Genomic DNA, 13,305 nt, shown 5'->3' with positions numbered 1-13,305 from the left:
TTTCCTACGCCGTCGATGCGAAGACTGATAGTCGAGACGGATCGCACGGATGTTCGAGACCGTGTAGCGAAGCTCGAGCCTGGCGAAGGGCTAACGCTCAAACGGCGACTACAGATCACGCCACGAGCTCGGAAACGCCTCCGGCTGCGTCGATCAGATGGACCCGTTCGATACCGGTTTTCGGCAGCAAGGAGCGGATCTGCGCTTCCGGCATCAGGCTGAAAGCCGTGGACAGCGCATCCGCCGCGGTGGCGCTGGACGCCACCGTGGTGACGCTGCGATAGAGGCTGGCGCAGCCGCCGTTGGTCGGATCGAACAGGTGGTTGAAGCGGCCTGTGGGATCGAACCGGAACCCGTAGCCGCCCGACGTCGACACCGCGCGATCCACGATCCGCAGCGTCGTCTCGATCCGCCCCGGGTGCTCGGGATCGGCGATTCCGACCTCCCACGAGCTGCCGTCCGGTCGCGATCCGATCGTCCGCGTCTCGCCCATGTCGACGAGGCTTTGTGCGATCCCCTGTGAGCGCAACAGATCGACAACCTTGTCGGTGACATAGCCCTGCGCGATGCCATTGAGCGTGAGCTCGGCTCCCTTCGGCAGTACGATGCGATCCCGTCTGATAGACATACGCCGATAGTCGACATGGCCAAGCGCCGCCTTCACCGCCGCTTGCGGCGGACCGGACGGGTCTGCACCGGCGCTCGAAAAATGCTCGACGTATAGCTTCCATAGCGGCTGCACGGTCGGATCGAACATCCCGTCCGTCAGTTCGGCGTAGCGGCGCGAGTCCGAGAGCAGGTCGACCAACTCCGGTGCCGGGTCGACGAGAATTCCGGTCCGGTTCAATTCGACCAGGGCGGAGTCGGGCAGGTACAGGCTGAACAGGCGCTCCAGGCGGCGGGCTTCAGAGCACGCCGCCGCGATCAGACGTTCCGCTTCGTCTCTTGCCTGATGATGGATTTTCAGGGTTGCAGTCGCGCCCAGCATGGTGCCGTGCCAGACCGCGACGTCAGCATTCAAGGCCACCGCGCGTCCGAGCGGTGCGAGCGCCAGGCCCGCCGCTGCGGCGCTGATGTTGATGAAACGTCGTCGAGAAAGCATTGGCATGATAACGCTCTCCTCAGTCGGCCGAACCGCGCCCGGAGGCGCCATCATCCGGTGTGGTCTCGTCGCCCGATCTGAGCACGTAGGCGCGCGGCACGTCCGCGAATGCGACGATGCGTCCACCGTTCTCGGCGACGAACTTCTCCGCGGCCGACCTATCCGAGAACGGCACCGCCTCGGCGCCGCCCATGCCGCCCTTGACCCGGCTGCCAATCACGAACTGCGCCTTGCGCGCTTCGACCCAATTGTCGGCGCCCGGCTTGTCCCAGCTCGGCGCCTGGCCCATGTCCGAGACGTAGATCGCCTGGATGTCCTTGGGCTCGTCCGGCAGCATCGTGAAGGCGAGGGTGTCTCGAACGGATGAGAACCACACGGGCTCGATCAGGCTCGCGGCGAAAATCTGTCCCTTCGGTCCCGGATGCTCGAGCACGTTCATGCCGCAATAGTGCCCGACCGCCTCGGCGGTCATCTGCTGCGGCGGTGGAAGCTTCGCGACCTCCTTCTCGCCGCAGCCGACAAGCGCAAGCGGAATAAGGAGAGCGAGCGTGATGCCGAGGCGTCTCATAGCTCTCTCCGCGAGAAGGCAAGCGCGGCGAGGCCCAGCGGCACCAAGGTCCAGGAGAGCAGGGCGGCCAGAAGGACCGACATGGTCAGAGACGTGGTTTGGGCGAGTCCTGCCATCCCCGCGAAAGTACTGACATTGGCGAATCCAGTCAGATTGAACAGCCGGTATGCGTCGGTCGGGTTCAACAGGAGCATCGCATTCAGCGCGGTTGCGGAAATGCTGCGGCCCTGGTCAAGCGCGAGCACGCCGAGCAGAGCCATGTCGTAGATCAGGACAAGCAGCAGCCACAGCCCGATGCAGATGCCGGCGGCCGTGCCCCGGTCGCGCGCGAGGGCGCTGACGAGATAGCCGATCGCGACGAATGCGGCGCCGAGCAGCACCGAGGAGCCGACCATGGCGGCGAAGGCGAGGAGGCTGTCGAAATCGATGCGACTGCCAGTGGCCGCGAGCGCCCCGACGGCCAGGCCATAGCCGAGACAGGTCGCAAAGGCGAGCACCGCAAGGTGACCAAGGAACTTGCCGAGCAGCACCTGCCATCGCGCAACCGGATAGCTCAGCAGCAAGAGCATCGTGCCTCGCTCCATGTCGCCCACGATAGCGTCATGCGAAATCAGAAGCGCGATGAGTGGGACGAGAAAGATCGTCAGGCTCGAAAGACTGACGACGACGACATCGAGCGCGCGAACGCCGACGTTACCGGTCGGCGCGCTGCCGAGGAAGGTCAGCGACAAGGCAAGTCCGGCGAGCAGGAGTGTTGCCGCGAGCACCCAGCGGTTGCGAATGGCCTGGTGAATTTCTTTCGCCGCGATGATGAGCACGTTCATGAGGTTCGCTCCGACTGTCGGAGGAAGTGAGCGTAGAGTTCGTCGAGACTTGGTGGGACCACATCGACATCTTCCACGGAATTGCCCGACGCCGTCGCGCGATGCAGAAGCTCGATCTTGCGGTCCGGCGCAGCATCGATCTCGACGATGTGCCCGTTGAGCCGCCGGCAGATCGTATCCGTCGGGACCCAGGCCGGCATCTCGCTCGCGGCCAGTCCCGCCACCTTGAGACGGATCCTGGTGGGCAACCGGGCGAGGCGGCGCAATTCGTCGATCGATCCGTCTGCGACCTTGATGCCGCGGTTCATGATGATCACCCGCCCTGCGCGCTCCTCGAGCTCGGTCAGCGCGTGCGAGGACAAGAGCACTGTCGCGCCGTCCGCTGCAAGCTGCTCGATGACCTCGTAGAAGGTCTGGCGCAGTTCGGGATCAAGCCCGGTCGTCGGCTCGTCCAACAACAGCACCCGCGGATGACCGATCAGCGCCTGGGCAAGCCCCAGCCGCTGCCGCATCCCCTTCGAGTACGTGCCAACGCGACGGCGCGCGGCAGGCCCAAGTCCGACGGTTTCGAGCAGGTTGAGCGCCTTCGTCATCGGCTCGCGCTTCAGCCGGGCGTAAAAGGCTTGCGTCTCCCGGCCTGTCAGCGCGGAATCGAACGAGACATTCTCCGGCAGATAGCCAAGCTGCCGGCGGCCCGCGAACTCGCCGGCGGCGGGGTTGTCGCCGAGGACCTCGATCGAGCCGCTGGTCGGCCGGATGAGCCCGAGCATCAGCTTCATCAGCGTGGTCTTGCCGGCGCCGTTGTGGCCGATCAGCGCAACCAGTTCGCCCCGACCCAGCTCGAACGAAGCCCCACACACGGCCTTGACCGGGCCGTACTCCTTGGTGACTTCGGTGACGCGTATGGTGCTGGTCATCGCGCCTCCTCGGCCGTGCGGCGCTTCGGCGGTGACATCAGCGGATGGCTGTCGATCACGCCGCCCGGCAGCAGCGCCGGAAATTGCGCCTGGGCCCAGCGGATCACCTGGACCGCGGGGCTGTTGATGAGAACTTTCGCGGCTGGCGCGGTCCAGAGCACACGATCGATCAGGTCGTTCGGCCGGTAGGCCGTGTCGGCGATTCCGTCCCCGTTGAGGTCGAACGCCGGATTGTCGCTCCAGTAGTTACCCCGCCCGCCGGTCGACCAGTCCAAGTGTCTGGTGCCGACGTATTTCACCTGGTTGGCGTTGCTGATGAAGGCGTTGCCCGTGATTTCGTTGCCTTCGGAGCCCGCGGTAAAGTGTACTCCGATAGCGCAGCGTTCGAACCAGTTGTTGCGGAACTTGTTGTGATTGGTGTTGTAGATGAACACGCACTTTTCCGGGCCGCTTCGAAGAGCTCGCTCCCGTTTCGGCTCCGGAAGCATGCCGCGCTCGTCGTTCGGACCGTCTTCCGCACTGTCCATCGCCGTGCTCAGCAGGCCACCCGTCACCCGATTGCCGTCGATCTCGGAGTAGTTCGCGTAGTTGAACAGAAGGCCGTGGTCGCGATCGTGATCGGAAACGTTGTCGCGGATCACCAGCCGGCTCGAATACATGATGGCGTACCCGACATGGTTACCGATCGAAACGTTGCCGCTCACTTCGCTGTCGTTGGTGTACATGTAGTGGATCGCGAAGCGAACCTGCTCGAAGCGATTTCTGACGAAGCGGTCGTTGCGGCTTGAGATCGAGAAGATGCCGTCGCGGCCGTAGCGGAATGTGTTGTCCGCGATGGTGACGTCTGGTGCATTCCAAAGCGAGACGCCGTTGCCTGCCTCGCTAAGACGCCCGCCACGCAGTCCCTCGATCTCGTTGTGGACGACCCGCGAGCCTTGGGCGCCATGGACGTAGACGCCGAACAGGTTTCCAACCAGACGGTTGTTCTCGATCTTCGCGCGTTCGGCCGTCTTCTGAAGGAAGATTCCGGAATTCATCGCCTGCAGATCGCGGCCAGACCCGCGGATGGTCACGCCCCGGACAGTGACGTCGGGTGCGCTGACGGTGATGACGTTGTCGGCGCCCTCGCCATCAAGCACCGCGCCCTGCCTCCCCACCAGCTCCAAAGGACGGTCGATCCGGACCGAACCGTGATATTCACCCGGGGCAAGTTCGATGACGTCGCCGGCGCGCGCGCCATCCAGTAACGCTTGGAGCGGTCGGTCTGGCGCAGCCGTCAAGGTCTCCGCATCGGCGAAGCTGGAAAATCCGGCGGCGACCAGCGCCGCCGGAAACATGCGTGACAAGAGGCCCACGATGCCGCTCCGATCAGACCGACTTCGGTTCGACGAACATGCGGCCCTTCATCTCCATGTGCATGGCGTGGCAGAACCAGGAGCAATAGTACCAGTAGACGCCCGGTTTATCGGCCATGAATGTCACGGACGCCGTCGCCATCGGCGCGATCTCCATTTGGATGCCGTAGTTCACGATGCAAAAGCCGTGCGTCAGGTCTTCGACCGCGTCGATATTGGTGATGAAGACGGTCACCTCGTCACCCTGTTTGACCTGGAACTGCTCGAGGCCATAGGCGGGCGCGGTCGACGTCATGTAGACGCGGACCTTGTTGCCATCCCGAATGACCTTGGAATCCGCCTCGAGGTTGATGCCATCGGCCTTGGCCTGCTTCACCGCGTCCGCGAACATCGGATCCGCCCGGTCAAAGATCGAGATCGGATTGATCTTGGAGCGATGGACGATCGTGGCGTCATGCGGCTCGGCGAAGCTCGGACCGTCGTGGACCAGAACCATCTTGTCTCCGGAAATGTCGATGAGCTGGTCGTTCTCGGGCTTCAGCGGACCGACGTTCAGAAAGCGGTCCTTCGAGAACTTGTTCAGCGAGATCAGCCACTTCCCGTCGGCCTCCTTGGTCTGCCCCATCGAGGAATGGTTGTGGCCAGGCTGATAGTGTACGTCGAGCTTCTGGATGATGGGATCGACCTTCTCGCCCTTGAACGCTCGTTTGGCCAGCTCGATGTTCCATTTGCAGACCTGGCTGTCGAGGAACAGCGTCGTATAGGCGTTGCCCTTGCCGTCGTAGGCGGTATGCAGCGGGCCGAGGCCGAGCTCCGGCTCCGCGACGACGACGTCGCGCGGCTTGATCTTGTCGTCGAATAGATCGTCGAATTTGCGGACGTCCATCACGGTCACCGTCGGTGAAAGCTTCCCGGCCGCCACGATGTGGATCCCGTCGGGAGCGGTATTCATGCCGTGCGGATTGTTCGAGACCGGAACATAGCGGGTGTAGGGCGAGCCCTTCCGGCCGTCGATAACGGGTACACCGTTCATTTCCTTGAAGTCGCCTTTCTTGACCGCCTCCTCGATCCGCTTGAGGTTGAAGATGACGACCCAATCCTGCTCGCTGGCCGTCATCTCGGCCAGGGTGACGCCTTCTTCGCTGTTGTAGCAGGTCGAGAAGCAGTACTTGCCTTGATAGTCGGAATCGACGTTGTCGAGATTGCCGCTGACGATCACCTGCCAGGCCACCTTCATCGTGTCGCCGTCGAGCGCCGTGAAGATGGAGTGGTACTCTTTCGGATTGTCGAGAAGTTTGCCGTCGTTCGGCAGCGGAACCCCGTCTTCGCCGTTGCAGTACACGTATCCGGTGCGCGGAAATTTTTGCAATCGCAGGCCATGAACCGTGTGTTGGTTCGGCAATTCGATGATCTTGTCGCATTTCATAATGTCGAGCCGCACCCGTGCCACGCGGCTGTTGGCCTTGTCGTTCATGAAGGCGTAGCGGCCGTCGTAGGTGCCGTCCGTGAATGAGACGTGCGGATGGTGCAGGTCGCCGTTCATGAAGGTGCCGCCGCGGTTCTTGAGGAGTTCGCGGGTCGCGGGCTGCATCCCTTCCGTCAGAATCTTGAGGCTTTCGTTGGTCTGGCCCCAACCGGTCGCGCTGCAACGGTTGAAGACCGGAACGCGCATCAATTCGCGCATCGACGGAAGGCCGACGATCCGCATCTCTCCGGACTGGCCGCTCGAGAAGAACACGTAGTATTCGTCGAGCTCGCCGGGCGCGACCTCTGTCTTCTGCACAGCCGGCCGGGCAGCCGGCGCTTTCGGTGCAGCGGCCTTGGTCTGCGCGTCCGCGGTCGAGACGAAGCCGCCGCCGGCTTTCATCGCCGCTCCGCCAGCCAGGCCCACGCCAGCTGCGGCCGCCGTTGTCCCCAGCAGAGTCCGTCGGTTGACGCCCTTTGCTTCTTCGTTCTCGCTCATGATTGCCTCCTCGGCTTTCGGTTTCAGGTTGCTGGTGGAGAGATGGCGGATGATGCGCCGACAGGCTTGCCGCCGGCGGTGATGACGGTCGCGGGACCCTTGCCGCCCGCGCGCATCGCTGGCGAGGACATGGCCGCGAACTTCTCGCGCTTCAGCCGGACCTGGATCATGTGCGGGCAGCGCTGGTCGTCGTAGTAGAGCTCCTGGCAGTGCATGCAGTAGATGCACTCGTTGACGTTGATGTGCCCTTCGGGATGGATCGACTGGACCGGGCATTCCTTGGAGCATCGTTGGCACGGGGATCCGCATTCCTGCCAGCGGCGAAGCCATTCGAACGTCCTGATGCGGCCGGGGATTGCGAGCGCGGCACCGAGCGGACAGAGGTAGCGGCAGAAGAAGCGCTCGATGAAGAGGCCGACGACGAGAAGCGCCACCGCGTAGAGCACGAATGGCCAGCCACGTGCGAACTTCAGGATGATCGCGGTCTTGAACGGCTCGACTTCGGCGAACCGTTCGGCCAGGTCGACCGAATAGAGCGACAGCCCGAACAGCCCAAGGAAGATGATGTACTTGACCGGCCATAACCGCTCGTGAAGACCCCACGGCACGGTGATCTGAGGCACCTTCAGCCACTTCGCGATGGTGTTGGTGAGCTCCTGCAGCGCGCCGAACGGGCACAGCCAGCCGCAGAAGGGGCCACGTCCCCAAAACAGAAGAGCCGAGGCAGTCGCCGCCCACAGGATGAAGATCAGCGGCGCGGCAAGGAAGAACTCCCAATGGAATCCCGTGATCAGGGAGTTCGAAAAGGTCATCACATTGACGACCGAAAGCTGCGCGTTCGCGTACCAGCCAAGCCACACCAGGACAAAAGCCAGGTAAGCCCTGCGTACCCAATTGTAGAAGACCGGTCGGCGCACGAGGATGTTCTGAAAGAAGAAGATTCCGGTGAGTGCCGCCAGCATGAGAGCGGTGATGCCGATCGAAATCGGCTCGGAGCGCCAGATCCGCATCCACAGCGGCTCCTCGCCTTCGCCGGTGGAGACAGGTTGCGGGGCGGGCGCTTGGGCGCTTGGCGCCGGAGCGCTGGCCGGCACGGTCACAGCCGGCTGCTCGCGGCGCATGTAGCGATCAGGCAGGACGTAGTCGAGATCGAAGGTGAGGAACGCCTTGTCTCTTGTGCCGAGGCTCCGCTGAACGAGCAGCTGAAGCTGCCACGGATGCGTCGGATCCAGCGTGAATTCCGGAGGCGTCACGAACAGGCCTATCTCGCGGAATTCGGGTGCATCTGGAGCGGCCAGCGCCCCAAGTCTGGTATGATTGCGATCGCGAAAGCGCGTGCTGGAACCCTCCTGCAGCACCTCGATCCGGTCGAATATCCCGCCCCGCACATAGGCCGAGCCCTTGAACGAATAGACGCCGTTTCCGGCGACCAGAATGGCCTGCTGTCCCGGCTGCAGCCGTTCTTTCAGTCGCTGGTAGCCGTCGTCACCGAGCAGACTGCGGCCGATGGTGGGCGCGGTGACGAGCGCCACGTAGAGGTCGACGAAGCTGTCACCTGCGTCGCCAGGTTCGGGATTTTGGGCGGCCGCAGCGTTGCCGGACTTCGCAAAAGCCTGGTTCACGTCGTCTATGGTCAGGTGCAGCCGGCGTATCGAACCTTCCCCGACGAGGCTCGCCCAATCGCGTACCTCGCTGCGCTCGAGATCGAGCGTCTTGGTGACTGGCGGTAAAGCGGCGGAGGCCGCGGCGGCGCCGCCCGCTCCGACGCGCCCGGTGCGGATCAGCCGCACCGCGGAGCGGACGATGCTGTCGCTCATTACCAGTACGGTGACGGTCGCACCGCTCACGATGTCGACCTGCGGCGGATGCTCGGCGCCACTGGCAACCGGCTTCATGTCCTTGCCGATCAGGGAGTTCATGGCGCCGACGATGCGGGCCTCCGGTATTCCGACCAGCACGATCGGTTCCTTGTGATCGACCAGCTTCACGCCGGTGATGACGCCGTTGGGATCGATCCCGACCAGGATGTGGATCGGCTTGCCGGAATAGCCGACAGAATTGGTAAAATCTGAATTGAGGTAGACGAATCCCTGAAGCTGATCGCCGCGGTAGACGGGGACGAGAGGCGGGTCACCCTGCGGGGGGCCGAACCGATCGGCGGATGGGAAGAAGTCCGCGGGCTGGACCTTGGGCAAAAAGCCTGCGACGTCGCTGGCAGCGCAAGCGGCGTGCGTCCAGAAAGTCAGCAACGCGCCGAGCACGACGGTCAGGATCAGGCCGCTACGCAACGCCCGCGACGCATCCAAAGGACACCAGACCATGACGCACCTCAGCGCGGGATTGCGCATCGAAAGATGCGCATTCCTTCGTTGTCTGATCTGCGAGCAGTGGCCCTAGCCGCGGACGGCCCGAATGGGATCGACGATCCAGCCATCGCGGTTTGACTCCTGTTCCTGACGGTTGTCTAGTCGCCCGATGACCGATCGGGTTTGATCTAGGACAAAGAAACTGGGCCAGGTGTGTCATGTTGCTCGCGAAAACTCTCCTCCTGGGATCCGAGCCGGCCGGATCCTTGCATTCGCTCGATGAACTGTTCGCACTCGCACACGCCATGGAGCAGGAAGCAGCAACGAGATACACTGACCTTGCCGAGGAGATGCGGCGTCAGAAGAAGGTCGATCTGGCGGAGGTTTTTGCAAATCTCGCTGCGGCCGAGCGCGAGCATGTTGACAGTGTCACAAGGTGGTCGCAATCGCGCCGGCATAAGGCTCCCGATCCCGCCCTTGTTCGCTGGGATGTCCCCGACACGTTTGACGCCGAGACGGCCGCGGAGATAAAGGCGTCGCGACTGATGACGCCGTACCGCGCCTTGGCGATGGCGGTACGGAATGAGGAGCGCGCGTTCGCCTTCTGGGCTTATCTGTCGGCCTACTCGAAAGACGCCGAAATCAAGAAGGCCGCCGAGGCGATGGCGCAGGAGGAGTTGGGCCACGTGGCAACACTCAGGAAAGAGCGGCGCCGCGCCTACCACCGGGAGCATGATGAAATGCGAGCGGGCCGGCAAGCTAGCGCCGCAGCCGGCCACATCGACGCAGGCGAGCTCGAACGCCGGCTGGCCGTGCTGGTCGTTGAGCTGGAGCGCGCTCACACCGGGGCGGTGGCCAGCCGGGCACACGAACTTCTGATGGAAACGACCGAGATGGCTGTCGAAGCCACGGGCGTCGGGCGATTTCCATCAAGTCTTGCGCAGGGTGATGCCGAGCACATCGCTGAGGCGCTGGTGGACGCATATCTCGAGAGCGCCGAGACCGCCGGCGAGCCGGCTCGCCTCGACGAGCTGCAAAGGCTCGCCGGGCGCGCGATCGCGCGGCTTGCCTGGTTGCGGTCCCTGAACGTGAAGAGTTCCTAGTGTTATGACTGGGCCGCGTCATTCCGGGGCGCGGCATCGCTAGCCGGGGCGGGCTTCCGGTTCTGAGGGGCAGGCCGAATGGCGGCCGGCGGCATTTTCGCGAACGCGGGCCCCCGGCTCGATCTCGGCCGTCATCTCTCGCAACAATCCCACGAAGACGGTCTCGAAAAGCCTCCGTTCGACCCTGGCCACTTTGCGGCTCCGCCAGCGTAGCCTTCGCAATTTTCGCAAGCCATCCTCCCGATTCCCGTGGTCACAGCTTCATCGGCTGCCGCACCGCAGCGCTCCTTGCGCTGCCGCAAAGACCGCTGCGATAGGCGCTCAAGTTTGTGCCTCGACAAAGAGGTCGTGGCTGCAACTACTTACCGTTTTGAAGCGCTGGCACAGGATTGTGTGCAGGCGATGGGAAGCAAGCCGTGATCGGAACCAGCCTCTGCAAATGGGCCATCAGCTACTTCGCGGCCGCAATCGTATGGCTGCTGCTTGCAGAAGTTCTGATGGTTGCCGGATTCGGTTTTCCGAATGACGACATCGGAGGACCGGACACGCTCGTCATCGTCCACATGGTTTGCATCGGTTGGTTGAGCATGGTCGTTTGCGGCGCGCTGTTTCAGTTCGTGCCGGTGCTGGTCGCAAGGCCGCTCTATGCGGAGCGCTGGACGCTGCCGGCTCTTGCGCTGCTGACGCTTGGGCTGACCATCCTGCTCGCAGGCTTTCTGGCCCTGGGCGGCCACATCAACGGGCCGCGCTGGCTGCTTCCCGTTGGCGCGGGCCTGCTGATTGCCGGTTTCGTGCTGGTCGTTGCCAATCTCGGCATGACGCTCTGGTTGGCCCGCCCGCTGCCGGGGCCTGCGCGGTTCGCCGCAGTCGGGCTTGCCTGCATTTGTGTCACGGCAGCATTCGGCGGCATGTTCTCCCTGGTGCTTTCGGGAGCGGCCGTGGCTGCGCGATGGCCGGAGCTGTTGGTGTCAGGCGTTCCGATCCATGCGATTGCGGGACTTGGCGGATGGCTGACATTCACTGCCATGGGCGTCAGCTATCGCCTGCTTGCGATGTTCATGCTCGCGCCCGATAGCGATGCGAGGCTGGGGCGGCTTGCCTGGCTTGCCGGAGCCGCCGCGCTGGCCGTCGGTGTCGTCGGCGGCGTGCTTGCGCTCTGGCGCGCGACCGGGCTGAACTTGGTCCTTCTGGTGGCAGGAGCTGCGGCGCTGCTATCGCTGATCGCCTACGGCCATGATGTGCTCGGCCTGTATAGGACCCGCAAACGCCGCGCGCTCGAGCTCAACACGCGCATGAGCATCCTATCGTTGGCGAGCCTCGCCGCGGTCGCAATCCTTGGCGCCGCGCTTCTTGCGACCGGTTCGTTCCAGCCGCATGTCGGGGCGCTCGTCTTCCTTGTCGCGTTCGGTTGGCTCACCGGCCTGGTGCTTGCCAACCTCTACAAGATCGTCCCGTTCCTGACCTGGCTTGAAGCCTACGGTCCGGTGATGGGCAGAGTGCCGACGCCCCGCGTGCAGGATCTCGTTGCCGAGCGCCGCGCGACAAAATGGTTCGTCCTGTTCTTTGCCGGGAGTTGGGCGGCAACGTTGATGCTGTTGGTCGACGCGGCACTCGGCTTCCGAGTCGCTCTCGCGGTCGTCACGCTTGCGACGCTCGGCCTGGGTGAGGAGCTCATCAGGGCCCGGCGGCTCGCGGATGTGGCGGAGCCGTTGCGCCTGCCGACGGGAGCAGCCGTGCCGCACCTCCTGATCTCGCGAAACTGAAAGGAGACTGCAATGAGCGAATTCATCGACGTCGATGTCCGGCCAATCCTGCGCGCAGGCGGCGAGCCGTTCTCGATCATCATGGCCGCGCTCGACCGGCTCGCGCCGGGGCAGGGCCTGCGGCTCTATGCCCCCTTCAAGCCGGTCCCTCTGTTTGACGTCATGGCGAGCAAGGGCTTTGCGCATCAGGAAGCCGAGCTCGAAGGCGGCGAATGGGAGATCCGGTTCATGCCCGTCGGCTCGTTCGAAGCGGCTGAACCGGCGCCCGCCGCGCTGGCCGATGGCGATTGGCCGGAGCCCGTGGTTCATCTCGACAACCGTGACCTCGATCCGCCGGAGCCGATGGTTCGTATTCTTGCCGCGGCGGAGCAGCTCGCGCCCGGGCAGACGCTCTCCGCCTTGCTCAGTCGCGAACCGGTCTTCCTGTTTCGGGAGCTGACCAAGCGCGGCCATCAGTGGCGCGGCGGCTTCACGCCGCAGAAGGACGTCTATCAGCTGACGGTGAGGGTGCTCGCATGACGGCCAACGATGATCTTGTGACGCAGATAAGGCAGGCACTGAAAGTCGTGATCGACCCGGAACTCGGACACAACATCGTCGACCTCGGCTTTGTCTATGACGTATCGGTCGACGACGGCGTCGCGCACATTACCATGACGGCAACGACGCGAGGCTGTCCCGCCGCGTCCTTTCTCAAGGAGGGCGTCGCCAACAGCGCCTGTCTCGTTCCGGGCGTGGAGTCGGTCGATGTCACCATGACGTTCGATCCGCCCTGGCAGCCCTGGATGATCTCGCCCGGCGTAAAGGCATCGCTCGGCTTTGCCGAAGTGAATTGATCCGAGGTGAATTCCAATGACTGCAATGAAACCTGTAACAGCAGGCGAAGAAAAAGTGACGCTCGCACCATCGCTTGCGGCGATCGTCTACCCTGATAACGTGTATCCCGATGCAGCCTTCGCGGCGCTGGTGACGCAATGCCGCAGCCTCGGGCTGTCGCTGGCCGGCGTGCTTCAACGCCGCGTGTCGGACGCCCCCAACCGGCGATGCGATGTCTTGCTGGAAGATCTCAGCACCGGTCACTGCACCTCCATCTTCGAGGATCGCGGCGCAGGTGCAGCGGGGTGCAGGCTCGATGAGGCGGCGTTGACCGAAGCTGCTGCCCGAATCGAGGGAAACATGGAGGACAGGCCGGACCTGCTGATCCTCAACAAGTTCGGCAAGGCCGAGTGCTCCGGCGGCGGACTGCTCGACCTGATCGCCAGCGCGATGGATCGCCAGATTACGATCGTCATCGGCGTGCCGAAGACAAATTTGCAGGCCTGGAGGGATTTTGCCGGCTCGCTCTCCATCGAGTTGTCCGAGGACATAGACGAGATCGAGCAATGGGCAGCGAGGTTGAAGTGA

At 63.6% G+C, this 13,305-nt stretch carries 12 protein-coding genes; 5 read left to right on the top strand and 7 right to left on the bottom strand.

The features are described from left to right. Positions 1-115 precede the first annotated feature (115 nt). The 7 genes from AXW67_RS04325 to AXW67_RS04295 are packed head-to-tail and all read right to left on the bottom strand — an operon-like array spanning position 116 to position 9,050. Positions 116-1,156 (bottom strand): FAD:protein FMN transferase, encoded by a 1,041-nt coding sequence (locus tag AXW67_RS04325; protein WP_430648698.1) that lies wholly within the window; start codon positions 1,154-1,156, stop codon positions 116-118. After that, positions 1,122-1,670: a nitrous oxide reductase accessory protein NosL gene (locus AXW67_RS04320; protein ID WP_063676840.1), complete on the bottom strand. Its 549-nt coding sequence runs from the start codon at positions 1,668-1,670 to the stop codon at positions 1,122-1,124. The genes AXW67_RS04325 and AXW67_RS04320 overlap by 35 nt, the downstream gene beginning before the upstream one ends. After that, positions 1,667-2,494, bottom strand: coding sequence for an ABC transporter permease (locus AXW67_RS04315; RefSeq protein WP_063676839.1), 828 nt, complete (start codon positions 2,492-2,494; stop codon positions 1,667-1,669). Before AXW67_RS04315 ends, AXW67_RS04320 begins: the two co-directional genes overlap by 4 nt. Next, positions 2,491-3,411: an ABC transporter ATP-binding protein gene (locus tag AXW67_RS04310; RefSeq protein WP_063676838.1), complete on the bottom strand. Its 921-nt coding sequence runs from the start codon at positions 3,409-3,411 to the stop codon at positions 2,491-2,493. The genes AXW67_RS04315 and AXW67_RS04310 overlap by 4 nt, the downstream gene beginning before the upstream one ends. Further along, positions 3,408-4,766, bottom strand: coding sequence for a nitrous oxide reductase family maturation protein NosD (locus AXW67_RS04305; RefSeq protein ID WP_145927410.1), 1,359 nt, complete (start codon positions 4,764-4,766; stop codon positions 3,408-3,410). Before AXW67_RS04305 ends, AXW67_RS04310 begins: the two co-directional genes overlap by 4 nt. A gap of 13 nt (positions 4,767-4,779) precedes the next feature. Beyond that, on the bottom strand, positions 4,780-6,729 hold the full coding sequence (nosZ, locus tag AXW67_RS04300; protein WP_063676836.1) for a TAT-dependent nitrous-oxide reductase: 1,950 nt from the start codon (positions 6,727-6,729) through the stop codon (positions 4,780-4,782). 23 nt (positions 6,730-6,752) lie between these two features. Next, on the bottom strand, positions 6,753-9,050 hold the full coding sequence (locus tag AXW67_RS04295; RefSeq protein WP_063676966.1) for a NosR/NirI family protein: 2,298 nt from the start codon (positions 9,048-9,050) through the stop codon (positions 6,753-6,755). Between the two features lie 203 nt (positions 9,051-9,253). On the opposite strand from AXW67_RS04295, the gene AXW67_RS04290 reads away from it, so the two are divergent. From AXW67_RS04290 to AXW67_RS04270, 5 genes are all read left to right on the top strand, one after another. Further along, positions 9,254-10,138, top strand: a complete 885-nt coding sequence (locus AXW67_RS04290) for a ferritin-like domain-containing protein (RefSeq protein ID WP_063676835.1) — start codon at positions 9,254-9,256, stop codon at positions 10,136-10,138. 416 nt (positions 10,139-10,554) lie between these two features. Then, positions 10,555-11,901, top strand: a complete 1,347-nt coding sequence (locus tag AXW67_RS04285; protein ID WP_063676834.1) for a hypothetical protein — start codon at positions 10,555-10,557, stop codon at positions 11,899-11,901. A 12-nt stretch (positions 11,902-11,913) separates the two neighbouring features. Continuing rightward, a complete protein-coding gene (locus AXW67_RS04280) occupies positions 11,914-12,420 on the top strand; it encodes a DUF2249 domain-containing protein (RefSeq protein WP_063676833.1) in 507 nt (168 codons plus the stop codon). After that, positions 12,417-12,737 (top strand): metal-sulfur cluster assembly factor, encoded by a 321-nt coding sequence (locus tag AXW67_RS04275; protein ID WP_063676832.1) that lies wholly within the window; start codon positions 12,417-12,419, stop codon positions 12,735-12,737. Before AXW67_RS04280 ends, AXW67_RS04275 begins: the two co-directional genes overlap by 4 nt. 16 nt (positions 12,738-12,753) lie before the next feature. Further along, complete coding sequence (locus AXW67_RS04270; RefSeq protein WP_063676831.1) at positions 12,754-13,305, top strand: DUF2478 domain-containing protein; 552 nt, start codon at positions 12,754-12,756, stop codon at positions 13,303-13,305.

This window comes from Bradyrhizobium neotropicale (genome assembly GCF_001641695.1).
Taxonomy (GTDB): domain Bacteria; phylum Pseudomonadota; class Alphaproteobacteria; order Rhizobiales; family Xanthobacteraceae; genus Bradyrhizobium; species Bradyrhizobium neotropicale.
This window is presented reverse-complemented; position numbering and strand designations above follow the sequence as displayed.